Origin of the sequence: Yersinia canariae, from assembly GCF_009831415.1 — a bacterium.
Classification (GTDB): domain Bacteria; phylum Pseudomonadota; class Gammaproteobacteria; order Enterobacterales; family Enterobacteriaceae; genus Yersinia; species Yersinia canariae.
This window is the reverse complement of the sequence record NZ_CP043727.1, coordinates 1,370,330-1,392,194: the sequence shown is the minus strand read 5'-3', so window position 1 is coordinate 1,392,194 and position 21,865 is coordinate 1,370,330. Positions and strand designations below refer to the sequence as shown.

Below are 21,865 nucleotides of genomic sequence, written 5' to 3'. Positions count from 1 at the left end.
GCATAATTAGAGAGGCGATTAACTGCGCAACCACTGTACATTAATACAGAATTAAAGGTGAGCATTTATATTCACCTCGCTGATCTGTATCTCAATCTTTCCTCCCTTGATGATTGGCCCCCATTCAAGCGCCATCTTTTTCACCTGGTTATCATCGACCCAAACACCCGCATGAGTAAGGGCATCCAAGGGCGTTTTCAGATAGTTGTCCATATCCCTGATGCGTTGATCTGGTGGGTAGAAATTAATGGTTACTGCAACATGGCCAGTAATCGATTTTGGTACCCGCCGTAATTGCTCCAGAATGCAGGCTAAAGCCTCAGTTCTGAACTGACGGCCCTTAGCGCTGATAAGATGCTGACCAGCAAGCGGCCCCTTGTTTGGGGCGCGACAGTAGCTGTTTACAGAGGGCGGGAATGGCAGGGTTAGTTTCAAGCCGCCACCTCTTTACGTTCGATACACATTTCAGGCAGATTTGCCCGCACAAGCGCCTCGGCAAACGGTGGTGGTACCGCATTACCACAGCGAGCTACTTGTTTATCTTTCGCGTATTTCGTGCCGGTGTAATCACGGTCGATGATGTACCAGCTCGGGAAGCCCTGCGCGGCGTACAGTTCATGGGGTTGTAGCATACGCATGCCGATATCGACGATTTGATAATCAATCCCTTCAACTGTCACCAGGCCAAAGCGATCATTAGTGGTTACGGTATGTAATGGATCACTGAGGCTTACCCCCTCTTTCTCGTTACCATAATATTTAAGCAAGAAAGCCCGAACCTCTCCGACATGCAGACCACCAGCGGTAATGGTTGGCATCGGCTGAGTTACTGGCTGACCATCTTTGCATGTGCCGCGCAACTTAATCAGATTGGAAGTCACTAGTGCATGATGATCAACCGTTGTCACCGTATGGGCTGGCTGGTCTAGATCTGCGCCGGGGCCGGTATAGTTACCGCCGAAGTGTTTAGCCAGGAACGCAGACACCAACTGAGATTTACCACCACCGCCAGCCGTTACCGTGCCGTTAGGTTTCTCAACACTATGGCCTACGCTGTTCCCAAACTGGCGGGCAATAATCGGGGCGACCAACAGATGTTCAGCCTTGCTTGTGACTGTAGTTAGCGGTTTGCCTGCCTCATATGCCATACGGTCGCCGCCGAAGCCGGTTTGTCCAATGCGGGCAATTACTGGACTAATCAAGGAATATCCGTGGGTTTTAGTGATCGTCTGTAATGGCTGATCCAGAGATTGACCTCGGAAACAGTCGTAAGAAGTCTTATTGCTAGTGTGGTTACACTTCACGATAAATGGCGTGGGGTTATCCATAACAAACCGCTGAATACCGCGCGCAATACGTTTCAGTGTGTTCTCTGCCAGCGGTTTCTTGCGCTCGAAAATACTTGGGCAAGGAATTGACCAGTCAATACACTCGGCTGCTGTTCGCCACGGTTCGCGGTGACCGCTTTGAACATCCAGTGACTTAGGATCACCGTGAGTTGGCTCCGGCCACACCGCCGGTTGCCCGTCACAGCGCATAACCATAAAGAACCGTTTACGAATAGTTGGCGCACCGTAATCACTGGCCCGAAGCTCTCTATGTTCCACAACATAGCCCAAACCAGACTGCAGTCGTTTAGCGTCTATGCTGCTGATATCAAAACCTAATACCTCACAACATTCCAATAGCGCTGGGTGCCCGGCATCAATCCCCGTGGTCAACATGCCAACGAATGCCGCGAATGTCTCACCAGAGCGGGCGGGATCAGGATGTTCGGTACCATCTTCAGCCGTGAGCAGCGGCCCCCACGTTTTAAACTCTTCGACATTTTCCAACATCATTACCCGAGGCTTTTTCGCCAAGGCCCAACGAACAACAATCCACGCTAAACCACGGATCTCTTTTTTAACCGGCTTGCGGCCTTTGGCTTTACTGAAATGACGGCAATCAGGGCTGAACCACGCCAGCCCAACAGGTCGGCCGGCAGTCGCCGCTACAGGATCAATATCGAATACCGATTCACAATAATGCAGCGTATCGGGGTGATTAGTGGTGTGCATGGCGATAGCATTTGGGTCATGGTTAATTGCAATATCAACACTGCGCCCGGTTGCCATTTCGATCCCAGTAGAAGCCCCACCGCCACCGGCAAAATTATCGACAATGATTTCTTTCATGCTGTTGCTCCCATAGCGGCAGTAAGTGTTGTGGCGGCGGCAATAATGGCATCAGACGGTATCCCATCTAATTTCATGCGATTAATGTTGCCTAAGATTTTATGTTGCAGGTCAGTTGGCAATTCGGTGGAACCTGGCACTTGGCTGAAATACAGATTTACTTCAACTGGCCACACTGTGTTGCCGGTTTCCGGTACCGAAATAATTTCAGCAATATTTTGCTGCTGGTTTTGTCGGGCGGTCTGAATGTTGCCGGGGATTAATTCCAGACTATTAATGCACTCGTTACCCCAACTATCCCAGCCCTCAGCCTGTGTTCTGGCAAACAGCTCTATGCGCGGAACATCGCCCAGCAACTGAACCAGCAGATCACGGAAAATATCAGGCTTCGCACTGTGCTCGCCGCGTGGCGCGGTCTGGTGCTGACAAATGGCGGCATTTAGCCGTTCAGGTAACCGACCTTTTACTGCAAATAACATATCTTCACTGTTGGAGCGGGTCATATGGCCCATACCGATCGCGCTATTGCCCTTGTTCTTATTGGTTTTGTGCCAGGTGAAGCCCTTCATGGTCATTAGCCTAAAACCCCAAGCCTCAACAACCTTTAATGCCTCAAGTGGTTGAGTTGGCACCCACCACATTGCCAATAAGCAACTATCACCCGCCAGCTCCCACACAGGCGATCGGCAGATGTCAGCAAGGCTCATGGTCTGATATTTGAAATCAACGCCACGGTTGCCACTCTGGGCTTTATCCCGATATGACCACGGAGGATCAGCGTAAATAATTTGGTAGGTCATGATGCAAGCCTCCGGAGTTCGCTCTCACTGACCAGATCAAGTGCCTTGGCCCAGATTCCGTTCCATTCAATTCGTGCTGAGGTTTCATTCATGCGACCAAGACCGCCAGCCATGGAAAGTGCTGTTTTCTCTACGGTGTTTTGTGCCTTGCCGTGACGTAATATCAGGCGGTCAAACGCTTCTTGTCTGGTCACCGTGTCCATCTTCGGCACTTTTGGCAGGTCGTCTGCTCGCACTTCTTTGACGGCCAGATAGCATTTTTCAGTGATCAGATAATCAAAGTTCTTGCGGCGCCACGTCTTACCCGATGAAGTGTCAGGACGGTCCTCCAGCATCCAACGGCATTTCTTTGAGATGTAGCGCAGATAGGCAGACCATTTTTCCAGATTGAGGTCGTATTTTTTCCAGAGAGTACGGAGCTTTGTTTGACGGTCTTTCGTCATATCCAGCACTCCTGGCATTTCAGGCAGCGTTGCGTGGTAAACCTCCAACACCGCTGAATAATCGATTTGTAAAGAATCAACTGGCTGCGGGTCGGTTGCCGCAGGCGACTGACCAATAGTCTTTTTGATCTGTAAGTAGTGATCTGTGTACTGATCTGTATAGAGATAAGATTCGGCTTCATTGCCGTTTCCGAGTGGCTTTTCTACCGAATCAATTTGGCTGTTCTGCCGTTTTGATTCGTCGATACTGCCGTTTCCATTCGGCAATACTGCCACTTCCACTGCTGGCGGGAATATCTTGGCAATTAATACATCACCATCAAGGCGATAATGTTTCTTTGGGGTACCGTTTACCTTACGAGTTGCAGTTTCGATAACGCCAGGGAGGTAGTTGCTGATGAGTTTGTTTGTTGCCTTACGAACCTGATCAGCAGTAACCCCTCTAATCTCTCCAGCTAATTCGTCATAGCTCTTATAAAACCAACCATCGTTGAGGCTAGATGGTATGCCAGACCAATACACCAACTGGTTCAAAATTGCCCCTAACATGTGGGCCTGCTGATCACCTTTGAAAAAGTCCAAATAAGGTGCAGGAATGACAATGACATTCTTTTGCCCTGAGAGAGCCTGAATAACATCAAATATCCGGCTCATATCACGGCCTTTGGCGCTGGCAGAGCAAGATAACGGAATGTATCCACAACATAATCAGCCGCGCTGTGGGTGACACATATCCAAAGGCCGGGTATTCTCATCACATAACGAAATGACTCTCTCCCAGTAACAGGCAAGCAACGTAGTTGCAGGGATGAGCGTTTAGCCGCTACAATGTTCATGCGTTAATTACTCCACACGTTTAGTTAATGCACCCGACGCCCCGGAACCGCATTCTGGGGCGTCACCCCAAAGCAACTCTGATACCGCAATAATTTCTGCAATAATCGACTGTGCTCTGTAACCTTTCGCTTTTAACCTCTTGCTCTCATCACGATCCAAAACGCCATCAGCAGTAAACTCGTTATGCGCCCTGCCAAATTCACCCAAGGCCACCAGCAATTCGTTAAATTTGATAAGCAATTCTTCATTGCCGATATCATTCACTTCAGGCAACTTCACGAACACGCCACCAGCTCGCTTGCACATAGCTTCGGTAATGTCAGAACGGCCAGAGATTGACTCCATCTCTACCGCCATTCCCAATGGCACCACCTGCCCTGCCAACTGGCGCACCCGGTTACGTAATGCATTCTCGGTACCGGACAGCGGACATAACTGTTTGGCCATGGCGTCATACTTACCCGCCGTTTGGGTGATCAACTGGTGTATCGCATCGCTGATATCCGGTTGAGTTGGAAAGTCTTTGTTATCCACAATGTTTCTCTCTCTTTGGTGGTTTAATTTAGGCTGATGGCAAGATAGGATTTATGTTGTTGGGCTTTTCTGGGTTATCAGGGTTTGCCTCCCCCAAAAGCCAAGCAGCCGTGAATTTTCCACCAGAAGCGCTAGCTAGTTGTTCTGCGTAACTTGTTTTTTTTGTATATTCCGTTCGCGGTAAACACCCATTTTTTACCCACTTATGGATAGCAACAGGAGATTTACCACAGATTTTTGCGGCGACAGTTTGTCCGCCGACTGCCTCCACTGCGAATTCAACAGGGTTCATTAATGTTCCTTAAATTATAAAATTAACCACAAGTTAATATTAATAATTAACTGACAGTAAAGTCAAGTTCTTGGATATTTAACCAATGGTTAAAAGAGATGAATCAAAAGAATCCTTCACGTCCAGATTATTGAAGGCTTGCCAACTGGCGGGTTTAACTGGTCATGGAAAAAATAAGCGGCTCGCAGACGCCCTGAAAAAAATAGGGGTGAGAGTATCTGTACCTGGGGTTTGGAAGTGGTTTAACGCTCAGGCTATTCCAGACACAACCAACATATTGGCATTAAGCAAAGTTCTTGGTGTGCGGGCGGAATGGCTTGAATATGGTGTGGGCGAACCTACCGAAAGTGGTGGGGGGAAAAGCATGGTTTCTTCTGAAATGGATGTTTTCCGTATTGAAGTATTAGATTTATTAGTCAGCGCCGGTCCAGGTAGCTTCATGATCTCCGATTATGTCGAAGTTCTGCATGCAATAGAATTCACCACTGAGCATGCACGGTCACTATTTGGTAACAGAAGCCCTGCTGAAGTCAAAGTTATGACGGTGAATGGAGATAGCATGACTCCTACCTTAGTCTCTGGTGATCGATTGTTTGTAGATATTTCCGTTCGCCACTTCCAAACTGATGGTGTTTACTCCTTCGTATTTGGTAAGACATTTCATGTAAAACGCCTGCAGATGCAAGGTAACAAGCTTGCCGTTCTCTCAGATAATCCAGTTTATGAAAAGTGGTACATCGATCAGGGTACGCAGGATCAGCTTTACATTATGGGTAAGGCTTTGATTCATGAGTCAATTAAATATAATAGACTTTAATGGCGGTAGAGAATGGCTAGTGTTCAAGGCTTTGAAATAATTAGTTTTGATACATTTATTGCATTTCTTGATGCAAAAGGGGCTAGCCTTAAGTGCAACCTCTGTGAAAAAGAACAATTAACAATTCCGCAAGTCTCAGCCTCTTGTTCTATGCCGGTTGGAATGGCGCTAGGGACTTATGTTAATGTTTTCAAAGAAAATAGTATTTATGGTGAGGTTGCTAATAGGTACTATATATCACTTATTTGCAAAAACTGTGGGCACATCATGAAAATTGATGCTCACACTGTTTTGTTGTGGGCTAAAGATTATTACATCTCCATTCAGGAAGGAGAAAAAAATGTCAACTCATGATAGTAATGTTGTACCATTTACCAAAGATGTCCCCCCTCCATCAGCAAGGCATGGTGGAAGTAACGGCGGAGGTGATAATATGCTTGAGGAAAGAGTAAAGCGGATTGAAGAGTCTCTAACTGAAATTCGGACAGATATAGCTGTAATAAAGTCCAATTACGCGACCAAAGAAGATATTGCATCCGTTCGTATCGAAGTCCATCAATCAATCGCCGCTCAAACAAAGTGGCTTGCCGCCACAATGATAGCTATAGCAGGCATCTCCATGGCTGTAGCAAAACTAATTTTCTGACCCGGTCTAGCCCTCCGGGTCTTGCCTTACTTTACATTCCCTATAATATCCTTGCTGCTGACCCCCTTAATATCTTACCCACTAGACCAAAATCTCCTAACACCCAGTAAAAATAAATATCATTTTAATTCAATACATTACGGTACATTAGTAAAATAATTAACCATTGGTTATTTACAAAAATAAATCAATGGTTAATTATATATCCATCAACAACGAAAGGCAGGCCGCCCGAGGCGCAAGAAAATCGGGATGATTCGCTTTATAGGGTTAACAGTGTGGAGTTATAGGCATGAAAGGATACAAATACCAAGGTGACACCATAGGCTTAACAATAGGCAAAATGCGCGTCTTAATGTGCCTAGAAGGTGAAGAGCAAGCAGTACGGGAAGCCGCCGTTAAGTTCGACAAAATCTTCTCGCCAGCTGGTTATGAAGAAAGCCAAAAGCCCGGTGAACTGACCGTATTCTATGTCCCTTTCGTGAAGTATGAAGCTGAATTTATCAAGATGGCACAGGAAATTGATGGCAAACATTGATGGGTTGCAGCGGCGCATCCCTTAACCGGTGACCTAATAATTAGGGCAATCCGCAAAGACCGTGGCCACGGAACTGAGCGCGAGGAATACGGGTGTAACAGTTGGGCCGATGAGAGTCGGGAAAGACCGACACAGTAAGCATCATTTAGCGTCAAGGCTAACTAATGCTGGACTGTTCTGACAAATGAGTAAACAGCATCTATTAAACCTAAGCGATTTGTCTGACGGCCGGGAAAGACCGGCACACAATCGCATGAGCATTACACCGGATATATGGACAGCAGCCGTGTTACCACCGCTGGCGACAAGGTAGTTAGGTCGCAGAGTCTGCGTAACGGCCCACGCGTCGTAAGGTGGTCAAATGTAGTGCTCAGCCGATTGTGGTTTGCCAAAGAGCTGGTCTGCGCAATTGCAGCAGCCGGAGATAAGCGCCGGAAACCACAACCTTGTTCCATTGCTGTGTCTTTAGCGGCTGCGCCAGCCAACACCAGCCGCCCTTTTCACACAGAGAGAAGCACACCGGTCGGGTTATCCCTTTTAACCTGTACAGTATAAAGACCCCGGCTCGGTGTTCTTCTCTGTGTGGAGTAACTAACTAACCTGCAGCGTAAGCTGCATAACAGAGGATCACCCCGATGAGCGAAGAAAGAAAAACCGTGGTGCCGGAATTTCTTGGTGAGCTGGATGCCGGTATTTTCGAAAACAAGTTTTCAGCTGCTTTAAATGCTGCCGCGTTAGGCGTTCTAAATAATGGCGGCAAAGGCAAAGTAACCATTGAATTTGATCTATCTCGCATGAGTAATTCAATGGATGAAAAGCGCGTCATGATCAGCCATAAGCTGAAATTCACTACTCCTACTCCGCGCGGGAAGTCCTCCGAAGAAGATACAACCGAAACGCCTATGTATGTTGGCAAAGGCGGCAAGTTGGCAATTATGCAAGAAGATCAGGGCCAGCTATTTACGATTAAAGGTGAGACGGACGGTAAATTAAAAACCGTTAATTAATTACTCATCACTCGGTAATAATTTATTTATATTCTTAAGGGCTTTATATGTCTCAACAATTAGATTCATCAGCCATCACCGAAATTCGCGACATGGTTTTAACTTCAATAATTGAAAAACAATTAACTGGCATGGCTTGCGATACAATTGCTTTGCCTGCCGGTGTAGTAATTAAAAGCCTAGAACAGTTCCAACTTGAGCGTTATCGCTTTCGTGGTTCTATGGAAACCAGCAGTATTGATGAGTATGTGAAATATTCATCTGGCTATGCTGGTAACGGTGTTCGCTGTTTTATTGATGCTGATGAAATGCGCGCACAAACTATCTTCAATATTGGCACGTTGTCTAGCCCCGGACATGCGGATAACACTGCCAGTCTGTCACTTAAGAAAACAGCTCCATTCCGCGAACTGCTTAATATTGATGGTCGTAAGCAGACTCAAAAAGAACTTGCTGAATGGCTGGAAGATTATCGTGAGTTCTTACTGGTATTTGATGCTGATGGTGTTGTGCTGGATATAAAGAAAGCTGTGGGTGCAGTTCGCCGCATTACTATTGAACAAACCAGCTCTGCCGACCATGAAGACCAGGACTTCAGCGCGAAACGATCTGTAATGGAAAGTGTGGAAGCCAAAAGCAAAGATGTTATGGCAGCGGCATTTGAATTTAAATGTATTCCTTATGAGGGATTAGGCGAGCGTCGCTTTAAATTGCGCTATAGCATTCTCACTGGTGGTAATACCCCCGTATTAGTATTGCGCATTGTCCAACTGGAAGCGGAAGAAGAAAAAATTGCTGTAGAGTTTCTTGAACTGCTTACCGGTAAATTTAAAGACGTCGAAGTTGAAACCTTTATTGGTAAATTCAAAGCGTAATTAATTAAACCTTAACTAATTAGTATCACTTCAAATATCCCAGCAATGGGGTATTTGGCGGGGTATTACCTAAAAACCGTGTGGAGTATATTTATGTCTTATATTACGACTTATTCAGGGCTGGACTTTGATTATTTAAAACCACTGGCCAGCAGTATTTGTATTGAAGATATCGCGCAGGCGTTATCACATGAATGCCGCTTTGCTGGTCACCTACATAATTTTTATAGTGTGGCCCAGCATAGCCTTTTAATGAGCTTCATTGTCGAAGAGCAAAATGCACTTGAAGCATTGCTGCACGACGCATCCGAAGCCTATTGCAAAGATATTCCCTCCCCTCTTAAGCGCTTGCTTCCAGATTACCAGGCAATTGAACGGCGGGTTGATTTGGCTGTTCGTGAGAAATTTGGCTTGCCCGGTGAAATGGGTTTCGTCGTGCATTATGCGGATCTTGTCATGCTGGCCACTGAGCGCCGTGATCTGGATATCGATGATGGACGTGCATGGCCAATGCTCGAAGGTGTGCCGCCATCAGAGATTTCTATTACCCCGTTAACGCCATTGCAGGCCAGAGCAAAGTTTTTGCAGCGCTTCAATGAGCTAACAGGAGTGACAGCATGATGTACGGCCTGTTCTTGCTCGTCTGCTACACCTTCCAGCCGTGCCAGTACGAGCCGCAAGGCTACGTATACCCAGATGATAAAAACTGTATGGCAGACATCCAGCAACAAGCCCTCCCGCCTGATTATGAATGCCTGCCGATTGATGGCGTTATTTATGCGAGGAAACAATGATGAAAAAGACAATTACCGCAGCACCAGTTGAACGTGATTCCTGTGGCTTCTGGACTCATCCCGATTTCTTTGAGCCTGCAAATGGTAATGAGTTTGGTGTTGAAGGTGAATTCGATGCATGGAAAGCATTAAACCGTGTTACTGGCGCGATAGGTTGGATGGATAGCGAAGAAAATGCAGAAGAGATTAAAGCTGCGTTCGACTCTGTTGGCTGTAATCTCAGCATGTGGCAACCCACTCCACCAGCAGGTGACAGTTGGTTTATGGTTTCAATACATGACACTGAAGAGGGGCCGGTTTGTTACTGGTTGCGCCCTATCGAATGCGATCCCGAAGCGTTAGCTAATCACCTAGAACGCAGCCATCTTGAAGCATTAAAGATAGCGCTTCTCGATAAGCATCAGGCAGCAGTGACAGCAGCGCATGAATATTTTGCGGCGTGTGATGTGGGGGAGGAAAGGCTTTTTGCGGCAGCAATCTTTGAACGTCTACGGGTGGCCACTAGAAAACATCAAGGTGACCTATGAGCTTTCAACTGTTGTTCGAACAAAAAGGCGACTTTCAAGCCTGGTATGCATGCCAAGCGTGGCTTAATGATCGTGGCTACAGTTACGGCCAAACATCTGCTCGCGCACCGGGGGCCGGTGTTCTTAAGGGGGATTTCTGTATCGCCAAAATGCACAACCTAACCAAACGGGAAATTAGCCAACTGGACGGAATAGTTGACGGTAATTTCCGAGATGGTCCAGTGTGCCTACGGCTAAAGGTTGAACCAGAAGTTATGGTAAGCAGCGAATCAACGAAGCAACAGCGCCTTGATCATGCCAATCAGTTGATCGGGATTATTGCCGCCTATGGTCGCCGGTTCTTCTTTGACCCGAGAACGGAGAGAGTTGCCAAACTCGAATTGAACAGCACCGGCAGGGTTTTTCTGATTGATGAATATACCGGTAAGCGAATTTATACCCACTTTGAAAACCGCCACTGGAAGGGATTTAACCACGGTGGAACTTTACGGTCGCTGGTTATTATGATGCGGAATTATATCTGCAGGGGTGAGCGTATTGATGCTTACTATCTAGGACCGGAACGCAGCAGCCTATGCAAAGGAAATATATGGGGCTATCCACAAGAAGCGATCGAGGCTGTTCGTAGTGAAGCTGGATTACTGCCAATCATCGCAGGAGAGGCATGATGGATAAGTCAATTCTAGATATGTGCTGCGGCTCCCGCATGTTTTGGTTCGACCGTGCTGATCCCCGCGCTGTGTTCGTCGATATCCGCTCTGAAAGTTATACGCTATGTGATGGCCGGAACTTAGATATCAGGCCGGATATTGTGGCTGATTTTCGCCAGTTACCGTTTGCCGATAACACTTTCCAAATCGTTGTATTCGACCCGCCCCACCTCACACACTGTGGGCCAGAGGGTTGGCAGGGGAAGAAATACGGCATCCTCAGTAAGTCATGGAAAGACGACCTAACCAAAGGCTTTGCTGAGGCGTTTCGTGTATTACGTGCCGGGGGAGTTCTTATATTTAAGTGGAATGAAGTGCATATCCCTACTCGCGACATTATCAAACTGTCGCCGGTACCGCCAATATTTGGACATCCATCAGGCAAACGGGCAAATACCAACTGGGTGTGCTTTCAAAAGCCAGGTAAAAACTTGATGGCCCAACTGGCAGCAGCAGAAGCACAGATAAAAGATATGAAAGAGGTTTTACGCGGGATTCATAACACAGCCATCGATCCCTACGGTTCACGGGCTGGGATAGCAATTGCCGCTAAACGAGCGGTTCTGGGGGTTACATATGCTGAGTAAAGATAAGCTGAAATATCCAACAGAGATAACCGACGAGCAGCTCCGGTACCTGATTACCGCTTTCGAAAATAATATGGCAGAGTTTTACCCTATTGGTCGAGAGGCAGAAATAGCACGACAGCTGCTCTCACTGCGTGAGCAGAATCTAACGTTAAGCCATCAGCTCGATGTCATGACAGCTGCAGCACAAGCATTGCGTGATGAAATGTATAAAGGGGATGCGAAACTAGAGGCGTTGGCGGCGGCTGGTGAAACTTGTTGGTCATGTGGTAAATACTTCACGTATCTACAGCATACAGAGTGTGATGGTTTCTGCCCTCATTGCGATGCAGAAGTTGAACTGACGCCCTCAGCACTCGCAGTCCCTGATATAAAAACCATTCAAGATAATCTGATCGAACAAATTGGATTAATGTGCGACCGATCAACCAATATCCATGAAAAGAATGTCTATGGTGAAGCTTTTTGTGTATTGAAATACGGAATACTCCCTTACCTGCGCAAGCAAGGAAAACAATGAATAACTTAATGATCGACCTGGAAACTATGGGCAATAAACCAAATGCCCCAATTGTGTCTATCGGTGCGGTATTTTTTGAACCAGAAACAGGTGAGCTTGGCCCTGAGTTATATGCAGCAGTTGACCTCAAGTCAGAAGTCGCACTGGGGGCCGTTCCCGATGCTGACACTATCTTGTGGTGGCTAACTCAAAGCAGTGAAGCAAGAGCAGCTATTACTGGTGAAGCAATGCCGATCCGTGATGCTCTGTCAGAACTTAACGCCTTTGCTGCACTTAATAGTGCATCGCCCAAGAGTCTGCATGTTTGGGGGAATGGTGCCTCATTCGATAATGTCATCCTGCGGGCTGCATATGAACGTTGCCAGATACCTCCATGCTGGAGTTGGTTCAACGATCTGGATGTTAGAACCATCGTTAAACTCGGTCGAGCTGTTGGCTTCGATCCCAAGCGAGATATGCCATTTGATGGCGAACGGCACAATGCGCTGGCTGACGCAATTCATCAAGCTAAATATGTTTCAGCGATTTATCAGCGCCTGGTACCGTCCACCAGCAACGATATCGATTAACAATACGGCCCGATTGCGGCGGGCCTTTAAATAAACAGTGTGGAGAATGGCCATGGCGAGAACACAAACATTAACAACGTGGGCAATGGAGGAATTTGAGGAGCCGGTTCCTAGTTATCCTACGTTAATTAAATATGCCAAAAGCGGCATGATATCCCCTCCACCTATGAAGGCGGGTAAATGCTGGCGGGTCGATAAAACGGCAAGATTTATCGGGGTAACAGTCAAACCAGTGATTAAAAAAACCGATGATCCACGCCTAAAAAGGATAATGGAAGATGGGCAGGCCACGTAAGTACAACGTCGATGTACCAGGTCTATCATGCTATACGGACGCCAGAACCAAAAAGGTCTACTGGCGCTATAAACATCCCGTGTCAGGTAAATTCCACGGATTAGGCGACAACGAAGCTGAGGCAAAAAATATAGCAGTAGAAGCAAATGCACGACTCGCTCAACAGCAAATGGGGCAGCTAATTACAGCCAGGGACAAAATCAGCAGAGATATGGGAAAAGGTATTTCTGTTAGCTCTTGGCTAGATATTTATTGGAAAATTCAAGAAGAACGCCTACAGGACGGGGAGTTAAAAGCCTCGTCAGTGAACCAGAAAAAGGCACCAATTAAGGTGATGCGGGCGGTGATTGGCAATAAAATGATTTCTGAGGTTTCGGTCAGAGACATCGCCGACATTCTATCGCCCTATAAAGAGCGTGGGCAGCTTGTCATGGCGCAGGTTGTCCGTAGGGTTATCATTGATGTTTTTAAAGAAGCACAGCACGCTGGCGAGGTTTCTCCGGGCTATAATCCGGCAACCGCGACTAAGCAGCCAAAATCTAAAGTTAAGCGGCAAAGACTTAGCCTGGATGAGTGGAAAATAATATTTAGCACTGCTGAAGGTATGCAGACTTATTTACAACGAGCAATGCTCTTAGCTGTTCTTACGGGACAACGTCTTGGTGACATTGTCGCTATGAAATTTTCAGATGTTTGGGATGATCATCTTCATATAATTCAGGGCAAAACAGGGGCAAGACTAGCGATCCCATTATCACTTAGATGTAACGCCCTCAATGTGACACTGAAAGAAGTTATTTCACGGTGCCGGGATGGAATAGTCAGCCCTTACGTTCTACATCACCACCATACCGTAGCCAGTGCCAAAAGAGGCGGGCCAATAAAAAGTAAAACAGTAACCAGTACATTCAGCAGCGCAAGAGACGCAAGCGGCCTTACTTGGAAAGAAGGAACCCCACCAACATTTCACGAACAGCGATCACTTTCAGAGCGGCTATATCGCGATCAAGGGGTCGATACAAAATCTCTGCTTGGTCACAAAAATCAAATAATGACTGATAAATATAACGACGACAGAGGGAAGGAATGGATCACTATTGCAGTTTAGAATAGAGCGATATTTAACCCGTTTTGCAGGATAGTTTTGCTGGGGTTTTGCAGGGGAATTTTAAGGGCAGATTGTTATTTTTTTAAAAAATGGCTAAGCCAGATAAATTCTTTTAGTTTACAATTAATTATGATTAATAAATTTCTTCCATGTGATTTTATTCTTATTTCCTAATCACATATCGATATACCAATTACTTACTTCCATAGCCATACTGTTAGCGTATGCTTTGAACGTTTCCTACATTTTCATAGAGTTAAAGGACGGGCTATGAGCAAGATATATGAAGACAACTCTTTAACAATCGGCCATACGCCGCTGGTTCGTTTGAACCGTATCGGTAACGGGCGCATTTTGGCGAAGGTTGAGTCGCGTAATCCAAGTTTCAGCGTTAAATGCCGTATCGGCGCGAATATGATTTGGGATGCCGAAAATCGTGGCATTCTGACCGCAGACAAAGAGCTGGTTGAACCTACCAGTGGCAATACTGGTATTGCACTGGCGTTTGTCGCCGCCGCTCGCGGTTATAAATTAACCCTGACCATGCCCGAAACCATGAGTATTGAGCGCCGCAAGTTGCTTAAAGCACTGGGGGCCAATCTGGTGCTGACCGAAGGTGCCAAAGGGATGAAAGGGGCGATTGCCAAAGCGGAAGAAATTCAAGCTACCGACCCAGACCGCTATCTCATTTTGCAGCAATTCAGTAACCCAGCAAACCCTGAAATTCACGAGAAAACCACCGGCCCGGAAATCTGGGAAGATACAGATGGTGAGGTAGATGTCTTTATCGCAGGTGTCGGTACTGGCGGTACTCTGACTGGCGTCAGCCGCTATATCAAAAATACCAAAGGCAAAGCGATTACCACAGTTGCGGTAGAACCCACTGATTCTCCTGTTATTACTCAGGCGTTGGCTGGTCAGGAAATCAAACCTGGCCCACACAAAATTCAGGGTATTGGCGCGGGTTTTATTCCCGGTAACCTCGACCTGAGTCTGGTGGACCGTGTGGCACTGGTCACCAATGATGAAGCCATTTCCATGGCCCGCCGGCTGATGGATGAAGAAGGTATCCTGGCGGGTATTTCTTCCGGCGCAGCCGTTGCGGCTGCGGTCAAGCTTTCTGAAGAAGATGGCTTTACTGACAAAACAATTGTGGTTATTCTTCCGTCATCGGGTGAGCGCTATTTAAGTACGGCGTTGTTCGCAGATTTGTTCACTGAACAAGAGCTGCAACAGTAGTCAGGCCGTCGCACTAAATGCTAAAAAAGCACCCTCATGGGTGCTTTTTTTGTGGCGCGCTTCAAAGTTTTTACTACATAAAGATTGATTTTACCCTCTGGGTTTAGTATTTAACCGGTCAATTATTTTGATACGCGAAATTAATCGAATATTGAACGCCTCTCTGGCTGAATCGATTTATCAATTATGCAACACAACAAAAAATGTCATCACTGAGCGCTGATTGAAGACATAATGCAAAGAGAGCATTATTCTTAGTTGTAGCAGTATCGATTTTAAGCCTGAACTCAGGTTGTATCGGAAACTGTCTTTGTGACTTACCTGCGGTTGAGGCATAGTCATGCGCGAGTTGAAAGATGAGTTATACGCGCACCAATACAGGCTAAAGTTTGGGTTTTACACTAAACTTTAGCTCCACAACATAAATCCAATAAGTTGGGGAAATACAATGTTCCAGCAAGAAGTTACTATTACTGCACCAAACGGTCTGCATACCCGCCCTGCTGCCCAGTTCGTAAAAGAAGCAAAAGGCTTTGCGTCTGAAATTACTGTTATCTCTAACGGTAAAAGCGCTAGCGCCAAAAGCCTGTTCAAACTACAAACTCTGGGCCTGACCCAAGGTACTGTTGTTACGATCTCTGCTGAAGGCGAAGATGAGAAGAAAGCTGTTGAGCATCTGGTAAAACTGATGGCAGAGCTTGAGTAATCACGCGCTCTTTTTTAGTTAACACCAGTCAAGAGTAAGGTAGGGTTATGATTTCAGGCATTTTAGTATCACCGGGTATTGCTTTTGGTAAAGCACTTTTACTGAAAGAAGATGAGATTGTCATCAACCGGAAAAAGATCTCTGCTGACCAAGTGGAGCAAGAAGTCGAGCGTTTCAAAACTGGGCGGACTAAAGCTGCTGAGCAGTTGGAAGCGATTAAGACCAAAGCTGAAGCAAGTCTCGGCGAAGAGAAAGCGGCCATCTTCGAAGGGCATATCATGCTGTTGGAAGACGAAGAGCTTGAGCAGGAAATCATAGCCCTCATCAAAGATGATAAGCAATCTGCTGATGCAGCGGCTTATTCTGTCATTGAAGGCCAGGCGAAAGCACTGGAAGAACTGGATGACGAATATCTGAAAGAACGTGCGGCTGACGTACGTGATATCGGAAAACGTCTGCTGAAGAATATTCTCGGCCTGACTATTGTCGATTTGAGCGCAATCCCGGATGAAGTCATTCTGGTTGCAACCGATCTGACCCCGTCAGAAACCGCACAGCTTAATCTGGATAAAGTGTTAGGGTTCATCACCGATTTAGGTGGCCGGACTTCACATACCTCGATTATGGCACGTTCGCTAGAATTACCGGCTATCGTCGGGACCAGCAATGCGACCAAACAAATCCAGAATGACGACTATTTGATCCTGGATGCGGTCAATAACAAAATCTATCTGAATCCAACTGTTGAAGTCATTGAGCAGTTAAAAGCGGTGAAAACCCAATACATCACCGAAAGAAATGATCTGGCCAAACTGAAAGATCTGCCGGCAATCACTCTTGATGGCCATCAGGTTGAAGTTGTTGCCAACATTGGTACTGTGCGTGATATCGCCGGTGCTGAGCGTAACGGCGCTGAAGGTGTTGGTCTGTATCGTACCGAATTCCTGTTCATGGACCGCGATTCACTGCCCACAGAAGAAGAGCAGTTCCAGGCTTATAAAGCCGTTGCGGAAGCCATGGGCTCTCAGGCAGTTATCGTCCGTACTATGGACATTGGCGGTGATAAAGACCTGCCGTACATGAACTTGCCAAAAGAAGAAAACCCATTCCTGGGCTGGCGCGCCATTCGTATTGCTATGGATCGCAAAGAGATTCTGCACGCACAACTGCGCGCCATCTTGCGTGCCTCGGCGTTTGGTAAATTGCGTATCATGTTCCCGATGATCATTTCGGTTGAAGAAGTGCGCGAACTGAAAGCAGAGCTTGAACTGCTGAAAAGCCAATTACGCGAAGAAAATAAGGCCTTTGATGAAACTATCGAGGTCGGTGTGATGGTTGAAACACCAGCGGCGGCGGTCATCGCTCGCCATTTAGCTAAAGAAGTTGACTTCTTTAGTATTGGGACAAACGATCTAACTCAGTATACTCTGGCAGTAGATCGTGGCAATGAGCTGATTTCTCATCTCTATAATCCAATGTCACCATCGGTATTGGGCCTGATCAAACAGGTAATTGATGCGTCTCACGCTGAAGGTAAGTGGACCGGTATGTGCGGTGAACTTGCTGGCGACGAACGTGCTACACTGTTGCTATTGGGCATGGGGCTGGATGAGTTCAGCATGAGTGCGATTTCGATCCCACGCATCAAGAAAATTATCCGTAATACGAATTTCGAAGATGTGAAGGTGTTGGCAGAGCAGGCATTAGCTCAACCAACAGCGAAGGAATTGATGGATTTGGTTACCACATTCATCGAAGAAAAAACGCTCTGCTAATTCCACGATACTGGAACGCTGCCCAATATAAATACTTAGGAGAAGATCATGGGTTTGTTCGATAAACTGAAATCACTGGTTTCAGATGATAAAAAAGACAGTGGCACTATTGAAATCGTAGCTCCGTTGTCTGGCGAGATCGTCAACATCGAAGATGTTCCTGATGTTGTGTTTGCAGAGAAAATCGTTGGTGATGGTATTGCCATCAAGCCTTCAGGCAATAAAATGGTTGCTCCTGTTGACGGCACCATCGGTAAAATTTTCGAGACTAACCATGCTTTTTCTATCGAATCAGACAGCGGCATTGAGCTGTTTGTCCACTTCGGTATTGATACTGTTGAACTGAAAGGCGAAGGCTTCAAACGCATCGCTGAAGAAGGCCAGCGCGTCAAGAAAGGTGATGTTGTTATTGAGTTCAATCTGGCCCTGCTGGAAGAGAAAGCCAAGTCTACTTTGACTCCGGTTGTTATCTCCAACATGGATGAGATTAAAGAACTGATTAAACTGTCTGGTAGTGTCACCGTGGGTGAGACTCCGATTATTCGTATTAAGAAATAATTTTATACGAATGAAAAACGGCGCCTAAGGGCGCCGTTTTTGTTTTCTAAATCACCATCCAACGTGGAATTCGCAGTGTAATCACTAATCCGCCTTGTTCACCGTTTTTTGCTTCAACCTGTCCTCCATGTGCCAAAATCACCTTACGGGTAATCGCCAGCCCTAAGCCGTAACCTTTACCCGATACGGCCGACATAATGCGCACGAAGGGATCGAAAATGCTGGATAACTTACTCTCATCAACCCCCGGCCCTTGGTCAGAAACTTGAATCTGATAACTCTTATCAATCAACGAAAGTACCACTTTGACCTGTTGGCCATGGGTGGAGAAACGCAGCGCATTACGGACGATATTATCAATCGCCCGCCGCATCAGCTCAGCATTCCCCTTGACGGTATAATCAACTTGCGGCGTGACCTGTAACAGGATTTCAACGCCCGGCACCTGTGCCTCATAGCGAGCATCATTGACTACCGCCGTCACTAACTCATGCAGATCGAAATACTCATCATCATCGGCGATATTGTGGTTTTCGGCACGTGATAATGCTAATAACTCACCAATCATCTTATCGAGGCGTTCCGACTCATGCTCAATGCGCTGCAAGGAAGTTTCGACATTATTGGGGTTCTGGTGGGCTAATCCGATAGCTAATTGCAAACGGGCTAGCGGAGAACGTAACTCATGGGAAACATCGTGCAGCAACTGCTCGCGAGCACTGACCAACTCGTTCAGTCGCTCAGCCATTGAATCAAAATCCCGTGCAACTTCAGTCAGTTCATCATGACGACGGCGCATGACAGGTAACAATCGCACAGATAAATCGCCCTGCGCCACCCGTTCAAAACCGGCACGTAACAGGCGCATAGGCCGAGTCAGATTCCAGGCCAGTAATGTGCTAAAGAACAACCCGCCTAGCACTCCCATCCAAATCATGGGGATAGGAATATTCAGTATTTCACGGCGTTCCGCGCCATTCGGCTGATTAACCGTCCTAAACCCATCAATATCGTAACTAATACGATAGTTTTGACCATCAAGGCCTTTGACCCAGGTCGTCACTTCTCGGCTATAAAACTCGGGTTCTCGCCCTTTTTTTGGGGGTGCCATATCCGATGATTCTGCTGTAACCAGGGGGATTTCTGCTACAGGTAACACCGAAAAATGTCTTTTATCTGTCTGCGACCAGTTGGCAATCATGGAATTTAGCGCAGGTAATCCCCCGCTTTGTAATACTGAGGCCGCAGAGGCGACCTGTAGTTTAGCAATCTGGCGTACCATCTCGCGCTCAGGGGGTTCATGGCGATTACCATAAAAGGAAAACACCACCCATAACATCTGAGTCATTAAAATAAAAGTGACCCAAAACCCCAGCAAAATTTTCCAGAATAACCGTCCACGCATATCTGACTGACTCCACTAATGGCGATTATCTGATGCGGTAGCCAATGCTGCGTACCGTTTCAATATTTAACGTACTCCCCGGCAATGCCGCAAGCTTCTGTCTGATATTACTGATGTGCACATCCACACTGCGGTCATAGGCTTCTCGCGGTCGACCTAACCCCTTGTCGGAAAGCTCATCTTTAGTCACCACGCGGTCTGGCGAGCGCAATAACAGCTCCAGTAAATTAAATTCCGAAGCAGTCAAATCAAAAGGCTTACCTTGCCATTCACTGCTGCGAGTCGACGGGTTAAGCATCAAGTCACCCTGCATAATGATGCTATTATCAGCCGATGACACATCAGGATGCTCATCAAAACGGCGTAATACTGCGCGCAGCCGTGCCACCAATTCACGCGGGTAGCAAGGCTTCGGCATATAGTCATCAGCGCCCATTTCCAGGCCGATGACGCGGTCAATATTATCGCCTTTGGCTGTCAGCATAATAATGGGTAAACGGCTTTTTTTACGCACTTGGCGCAAGACATCAATCCCACTCATATCAGGCAGCATAATATCGAGGATCAAGGCGGTATAGTCCCCGGACAAGGCTGCTGTCACCCCCTCTTTACCCGTTAATACCAATTCGGCATTAAACCCTTCGCCGCTCAGATATTCCCGCAACATGGTGCCCAGTTCAATATCATCATCGACTAACAAAATTTTCATGTATTCACTCTCCGGCCTGATTTCGGCTATTTTCATGCCTATTTGACTCGCATGCAGCCAGTTTTACTCAATCCTTACATATCCTTGAATTTCACTTAACTCACAGTCACCAGCCTTGGCGGTAAATTATCCCCTGGCATTTGGTTTCACTATTTTCTTCATCGTGTTTCAAGGAATTTTGATTGATTATGCAAAAGGTTACTGGGTCGAAAAGACGCCTTATAGGGCTGGCTGTTGTGCTACTGGTTGCCGGCGGAATATTGCTCTTTAGATTCATTTCACCGCCGGAAAAACTTGGATTTATCACCGCCCCGGCAGAAATCCGCACTCTGGAACAAACCGTACTGGCCGATGGCACTATCAAGGCAAAAAAACAGGTGACTGTGGGCGCTCAGGTTTCAGGGCAAATCAAAGCCCTCCATGTCACCCTAGGTCAACAGATTGAAAAAGGCCAATTAGTCGCTGAAATTGATGATCTTACTCAGCAAAATGCGCTTAAAGATGCAGAAGAAGCGCTGAAGAATGTTGTGGCCCAGCGCGCAGCCAAAGTCGCAACACAGAAAAATAACCAATTGACCTACCAACGGCAGCAACAAATTCTGGCCAAGGGCCTGGGTGTGCGGGCTGATTTTGACAGCGCCAAAGCAACATTAGAGAGCACTGGAGCTGAAATTAAGGCCTTGGATGCTCAAATTGCACAGGCAGAAATCGCCGTCAGTACCGCTAAGCTCAATCTCGGTTATACCAAAATCAGTTCGCCAATTACCGGCACAGTTGTTGCTATTCCCGTTGAAGAGGGGCAAACCGTCAATGCGGTGCAAAGCGCCCCCACCATTATAAAGGTCGCACAACTCGACACCATGACCGTCGAGGCGCAGATTTCTGAAGCTGACGTGGTAAAAGTCAAAATCGGCATGCCGGTTTACTTCACCATTTTAGGTGAGCCAGAACAGCGCTTTAGCGCCACACTGCGCGCCATTGAACCCGCACCTGACTCTATCAATGATGAAACCACCACCTCATCAAGCTCGAGTAGCAGTTCCAGCTCGACCACTACCGCCATTTACTATAACGGCTTGTTTGATGTCGCTAACCCAAACGGAGCATTACGTATTTCGATGACGGCGCAGGTGTATATCGTGCTGCATCAGGCTGAAGATGCCGTTGTTATCCCTGCCACCGCATTGGAAAATGATAAAGGGCGCTATCAGGTACAGGTGGTCGATGGTAATGGCAAGGTCAGTGCGCGCGAAGTGACTGTCGGACTTAATAATAATGTCGATGCCCAGATTCTCTCCGGCTTGCAGGCCGGGGAGCCGGTAATTGTCAGTCAGGCGAGTCGCACCGCCAGCAACAGTAAGGCCCCGCGTATGGGGCCGCCAATGGGGATGTAGCCA

At 46.9% G+C, this 21,865-nt stretch carries 28 protein-coding genes and 1 pseudogene; 20 read left to right on the top strand and 9 right to left on the bottom strand.

The window, feature by feature from the left end:
• Positions 1 to 51: 51 nt before the first annotated feature.
• From F0T03_RS06470 to F0T03_RS06445, 6 genes and pseudogenes are all read right to left on the bottom strand, one after another.
• Positions 52 to 435: a RusA family crossover junction endodeoxyribonuclease gene (locus F0T03_RS06470; RefSeq protein ID WP_159677493.1), complete on the bottom strand. Its 384-nt coding sequence runs from the start codon at positions 433 to 435 to the stop codon at positions 52 to 54.
• The gene (locus tag F0T03_RS06465; protein ID WP_159677492.1) at positions 432 to 2,177 is read right to left on the bottom strand and encodes a DNA cytosine methyltransferase; all 1,746 of its coding nucleotides are present in this window, start codon (positions 2,175 to 2,177) and stop codon (positions 432 to 434) included. Before F0T03_RS06465 ends, F0T03_RS06470 begins: the two co-directional genes overlap by 4 nt.
• A 251-nt stretch (positions 2,178 to 2,428) precedes the next feature.
• A pseudogene (locus F0T03_RS06460) lies at positions 2,429 to 2,977 on the bottom strand (MT-A70 family methyltransferase); the annotation flags it as partial.
• Positions 2,974 to 4,074: a hypothetical protein gene (locus F0T03_RS06455; RefSeq protein ID WP_159677491.1), complete on the bottom strand. Its 1,101-nt coding sequence runs from the start codon at positions 4,072 to 4,074 to the stop codon at positions 2,974 to 2,976. The pseudogene F0T03_RS06460 and the gene F0T03_RS06455, both read right to left, overlap by 4 nt.
• Before the next feature lie 189 nt (positions 4,075 to 4,263).
• Entirely contained in the window at positions 4,264 to 4,791 is a 528-nt protein-coding gene (locus F0T03_RS06450; protein WP_159677490.1) for a YmfL family putative regulatory protein, read from the bottom strand.
• Between the two features lie 28 nt (positions 4,792 to 4,819).
• Positions 4,820 to 5,083 (bottom strand): helix-turn-helix domain-containing protein, encoded by a 264-nt coding sequence (locus F0T03_RS06445; protein WP_159677489.1) that lies wholly within the window; start codon positions 5,081 to 5,083, stop codon positions 4,820 to 4,822.
• 85 nt (positions 5,084 to 5,168) lie between these two features.
• Here F0T03_RS06445 and F0T03_RS06440 point away from each other — a divergent pair, with 85 nt between their 5' ends.
• The 4 genes from F0T03_RS06440 to F0T03_RS06425 all read left to right on the top strand — a co-directional run bounded on the left by F0T03_RS06440 (position 5,169) and on the right by F0T03_RS06425 (position 7,084).
• On the top strand, positions 5,169 to 5,900 hold the full coding sequence (locus F0T03_RS06440) for a LexA family transcriptional regulator (RefSeq protein ID WP_246169933.1): 732 nt from the start codon (positions 5,169 to 5,171) through the stop codon (positions 5,898 to 5,900).
• Between the two features lie 12 nt (positions 5,901 to 5,912).
• Positions 5,913 to 6,254, top strand: a complete 342-nt coding sequence (locus tag F0T03_RS06435; RefSeq protein ID WP_159677488.1) for a hypothetical protein — start codon at positions 5,913 to 5,915, stop codon at positions 6,252 to 6,254.
• Entirely contained in the window at positions 6,241 to 6,546 is a 306-nt protein-coding gene (locus F0T03_RS06430; protein WP_246169932.1) for a hemolysin XhlA, read from the top strand. Before F0T03_RS06435 ends, F0T03_RS06430 begins: the two co-directional genes overlap by 14 nt.
• Positions 6,547 to 6,838: 292 nt before the next feature.
• Positions 6,839 to 7,084, top strand: a complete 246-nt coding sequence (locus F0T03_RS06425; RefSeq protein WP_159677487.1) for a hypothetical protein — start codon at positions 6,839 to 6,841, stop codon at positions 7,082 to 7,084.
• 260 nt (positions 7,085 to 7,344) lie between these two features.
• On the opposite strand, the gene F0T03_RS06420 is transcribed toward F0T03_RS06425, so the two are convergent.
• Complete coding sequence (locus tag F0T03_RS06420) at positions 7,345 to 7,572, bottom strand: hypothetical protein (RefSeq protein ID WP_159677486.1); 228 nt, start codon at positions 7,570 to 7,572, stop codon at positions 7,345 to 7,347.
• A gap of 147 nt (positions 7,573 to 7,719) precedes the next feature.
• Here F0T03_RS06420 and F0T03_RS06415 point away from each other — a divergent pair, with 147 nt between their 5' ends.
• From F0T03_RS06415 to crr, 15 genes are all read left to right on the top strand, one after another.
• On the top strand, positions 7,720 to 8,091 hold the full coding sequence (locus tag F0T03_RS06415; protein WP_159677485.1) for a hypothetical protein: 372 nt from the start codon (positions 7,720 to 7,722) through the stop codon (positions 8,089 to 8,091).
• A 47-nt stretch (positions 8,092 to 8,138) separates the two neighbouring features.
• On the top strand, positions 8,139 to 8,966 hold the full coding sequence (locus tag F0T03_RS06410; RefSeq protein ID WP_159677484.1) for a YfdQ family protein: 828 nt from the start codon (positions 8,139 to 8,141) through the stop codon (positions 8,964 to 8,966).
• 93 nt (positions 8,967 to 9,059) lie between these two features.
• Entirely contained in the window at positions 9,060 to 9,587 is a 528-nt protein-coding gene (locus F0T03_RS06405; protein ID WP_159677483.1) for an HD family hydrolase, read from the top strand.
• Positions 9,584 to 9,760 carry a hypothetical protein gene (locus F0T03_RS21520; RefSeq protein WP_167515571.1) on the top strand — a complete coding sequence of 59 codons (177 nt, stop codon included), beginning with the start codon at positions 9,584 to 9,586 and terminating at the stop codon, positions 9,758 to 9,760. Before F0T03_RS06405 ends, F0T03_RS21520 begins: the two co-directional genes overlap by 4 nt.
• Complete coding sequence (locus tag F0T03_RS06400) at positions 9,757 to 10,287, top strand: hypothetical protein (RefSeq protein WP_246169931.1); 531 nt, start codon at positions 9,757 to 9,759, stop codon at positions 10,285 to 10,287. The genes F0T03_RS21520 and F0T03_RS06400 overlap by 4 nt, the downstream gene beginning before the upstream one ends.
• Entirely contained in the window at positions 10,284 to 10,955 is a 672-nt protein-coding gene (locus F0T03_RS21580; protein WP_208787097.1) for a hypothetical protein, read from the top strand. Before F0T03_RS06400 ends, F0T03_RS21580 begins: the two co-directional genes overlap by 4 nt.
• Entirely contained in the window at positions 10,952 to 11,584 is a 633-nt protein-coding gene (locus tag F0T03_RS06385) for a class I SAM-dependent methyltransferase (RefSeq protein ID WP_343032873.1), read from the top strand. The genes F0T03_RS21580 and F0T03_RS06385 overlap by 4 nt, the downstream gene beginning before the upstream one ends.
• On the top strand, positions 11,574 to 12,104 hold the full coding sequence (locus tag F0T03_RS21665) for a hypothetical protein (protein WP_246169930.1): 531 nt from the start codon (positions 11,574 to 11,576) through the stop codon (positions 12,102 to 12,104). Before F0T03_RS06385 ends, F0T03_RS21665 begins: the two co-directional genes overlap by 11 nt.
• Positions 12,101 to 12,673, top strand: a complete 573-nt coding sequence (locus F0T03_RS06375) for a 3'-5' exonuclease (protein ID WP_159677482.1) — start codon at positions 12,101 to 12,103, stop codon at positions 12,671 to 12,673. The genes F0T03_RS21665 and F0T03_RS06375 overlap by 4 nt, the downstream gene beginning before the upstream one ends.
• A 52-nt stretch (positions 12,674 to 12,725) precedes the next feature.
• Positions 12,726 to 12,968, top strand: a complete 243-nt coding sequence (locus tag F0T03_RS06370) for an excisionase (RefSeq protein ID WP_054882998.1) — start codon at positions 12,726 to 12,728, stop codon at positions 12,966 to 12,968.
• Positions 12,952 to 14,076 carry a phage integrase Arm DNA-binding domain-containing protein gene (locus F0T03_RS06365; RefSeq protein WP_054882999.1) on the top strand — a complete coding sequence of 375 codons (1,125 nt, stop codon included), beginning with the start codon at positions 12,952 to 12,954 and terminating at the stop codon, positions 14,074 to 14,076. Before F0T03_RS06370 ends, F0T03_RS06365 begins: the two co-directional genes overlap by 17 nt.
• Before the next feature lie 270 nt (positions 14,077 to 14,346).
• Positions 14,347 to 15,315 (top strand): cysteine synthase A, encoded by a 969-nt coding sequence (cysK, locus tag F0T03_RS06360; RefSeq protein ID WP_145554654.1) that lies wholly within the window; start codon positions 14,347 to 14,349, stop codon positions 15,313 to 15,315.
• Positions 15,316 to 15,763: 448 nt separating this feature from the next.
• Positions 15,764 to 16,021 (top strand): phosphocarrier protein Hpr, encoded by a 258-nt coding sequence (ptsH, locus tag F0T03_RS06355; protein ID WP_004393588.1) that lies wholly within the window; start codon positions 15,764 to 15,766, stop codon positions 16,019 to 16,021.
• A gap of 47 nt (positions 16,022 to 16,068) precedes the next feature.
• Positions 16,069 to 17,796, top strand: coding sequence for a phosphoenolpyruvate-protein phosphotransferase PtsI (gene ptsI, locus F0T03_RS06350; protein ID WP_145554655.1), 1,728 nt, complete (start codon positions 16,069 to 16,071; stop codon positions 17,794 to 17,796).
• A 48-nt stretch (positions 17,797 to 17,844) separates the two neighbouring features.
• Positions 17,845 to 18,354: a PTS glucose transporter subunit IIA gene (gene crr / locus F0T03_RS06345; protein ID WP_004392561.1), complete on the top strand. Its 510-nt coding sequence runs from the start codon at positions 17,845 to 17,847 to the stop codon at positions 18,352 to 18,354.
• Between the two features lie 46 nt (positions 18,355 to 18,400).
• Here the strand turns inward: crr and F0T03_RS06340 are convergent, their stop codons facing one another.
• Positions 18,401 to 19,759 carry an ATP-binding protein gene (locus F0T03_RS06340; RefSeq protein ID WP_159677481.1) on the bottom strand — a complete coding sequence of 453 codons (1,359 nt, stop codon included), beginning with the start codon at positions 19,757 to 19,759 and terminating at the stop codon, positions 18,401 to 18,403.
• A gap of 25 nt (positions 19,760 to 19,784) precedes the next feature.
• Complete coding sequence (locus F0T03_RS06335) at positions 19,785 to 20,468, bottom strand: response regulator transcription factor (RefSeq protein WP_159677480.1); 684 nt, start codon at positions 20,466 to 20,468, stop codon at positions 19,785 to 19,787.
• A gap of 188 nt (positions 20,469 to 20,656) precedes the next feature.
• On the opposite strand from F0T03_RS06335, the gene F0T03_RS06330 reads away from it, so the two are divergent.
• Entirely contained in the window at positions 20,657 to 21,862 is a 1,206-nt protein-coding gene (locus tag F0T03_RS06330; RefSeq protein WP_159677479.1) for an efflux RND transporter periplasmic adaptor subunit, read from the top strand.
• The last annotated feature ends 3 nt before the right edge of the window (positions 21,863 to 21,865 follow it).

Bases quoted from the DNA above. Each gene is read 5' to 3' on its own strand.
- cysK (WP_145554654.1), top strand. From the start codon at position 14,347: ATGAGCAAGATATATGAAGACAACTCTTTAACAATCGGCCATACGCCG.
- F0T03_RS21580 (WP_208787097.1), top strand. From the start codon at position 10,284: ATGAGCTTTCAACTGTTGTTCGAACAAAAAGGCGACTTTCAAGCCTGG.
- F0T03_RS06430 (WP_246169932.1), top strand. From the start codon at position 6,241: ATGTCAACTCATGATAGTAATGTTGTACCATTTACCAAAGATGTCCCC.
- F0T03_RS06425 (WP_159677487.1), top strand. From the start codon at position 6,839: ATGAAAGGATACAAATACCAAGGTGACACCATAGGCTTAACAATAGGC.
- F0T03_RS21665 (WP_246169930.1), top strand. From the start codon at position 11,574: ATGCTGAGTAAAGATAAGCTGAAATATCCAACAGAGATAACCGACGAG.
- F0T03_RS06465 (WP_159677492.1), bottom strand. From the start codon at position 2,177: ATGAAAGAAATCATTGTCGATAATTTTGCCGGTGGCGGTGGGGCTTCT.
- F0T03_RS06445 (WP_159677489.1), bottom strand. From the start codon at position 5,083: ATGAACCCTGTTGAATTCGCAGTGGAGGCAGTCGGCGGACAAACTGTC.
- crr (WP_004392561.1), top strand. From the start codon at position 17,845: ATGGGTTTGTTCGATAAACTGAAATCACTGGTTTCAGATGATAAAAAA.
- F0T03_RS06385 (WP_343032873.1), top strand. From the start codon at position 10,952: ATGATGGATAAGTCAATTCTAGATATGTGCTGCGGCTCCCGCATGTTT.
- F0T03_RS06415 (WP_159677485.1), top strand. From the start codon at position 7,720: ATGAGCGAAGAAAGAAAAACCGTGGTGCCGGAATTTCTTGGTGAGCTG.
- F0T03_RS06335 (WP_159677480.1), bottom strand. From the start codon at position 20,468: ATGAAAATTTTGTTAGTCGATGATGATATTGAACTGGGCACCATGTTG.
- F0T03_RS06435 (WP_159677488.1), top strand. From the start codon at position 5,913: ATGGCTAGTGTTCAAGGCTTTGAAATAATTAGTTTTGATACATTTATT.
- F0T03_RS06405 (WP_159677483.1), top strand. From the start codon at position 9,060: ATGTCTTATATTACGACTTATTCAGGGCTGGACTTTGATTATTTAAAA.
- F0T03_RS06330 (WP_159677479.1), top strand. From the start codon at position 20,657: ATGCAAAAGGTTACTGGGTCGAAAAGACGCCTTATAGGGCTGGCTGTT.
- F0T03_RS06400 (WP_246169931.1), top strand. From the start codon at position 9,757: ATGATGAAAAAGACAATTACCGCAGCACCAGTTGAACGTGATTCCTGT.
- ptsH (WP_004393588.1), top strand. From the start codon at position 15,764: ATGTTCCAGCAAGAAGTTACTATTACTGCACCAAACGGTCTGCATACC.
- F0T03_RS06340 (WP_159677481.1), bottom strand. From the start codon at position 19,759: ATGCGTGGACGGTTATTCTGGAAAATTTTGCTGGGGTTTTGGGTCACT.
- F0T03_RS06370 (WP_054882998.1), top strand. From the start codon at position 12,726: ATGGCGAGAACACAAACATTAACAACGTGGGCAATGGAGGAATTTGAG.
- F0T03_RS06365 (WP_054882999.1), top strand. From the start codon at position 12,952: ATGGGCAGGCCACGTAAGTACAACGTCGATGTACCAGGTCTATCATGC.
- F0T03_RS06455 (WP_159677491.1), bottom strand. From the start codon at position 4,074: ATGAGCCGGATATTTGATGTTATTCAGGCTCTCTCAGGGCAAAAGAAT.
- F0T03_RS06410 (WP_159677484.1), top strand. From the start codon at position 8,139: ATGTCTCAACAATTAGATTCATCAGCCATCACCGAAATTCGCGACATG.
- F0T03_RS06440 (WP_246169933.1), top strand. From the start codon at position 5,169: ATGGTTAAAAGAGATGAATCAAAAGAATCCTTCACGTCCAGATTATTG.
- ptsI (WP_145554655.1), top strand. From the start codon at position 16,069: ATGATTTCAGGCATTTTAGTATCACCGGGTATTGCTTTTGGTAAAGCA.
- F0T03_RS21520 (WP_167515571.1), top strand. From the start codon at position 9,584: ATGATGTACGGCCTGTTCTTGCTCGTCTGCTACACCTTCCAGCCGTGC.
- F0T03_RS06375 (WP_159677482.1), top strand. From the start codon at position 12,101: ATGAATAACTTAATGATCGACCTGGAAACTATGGGCAATAAACCAAAT.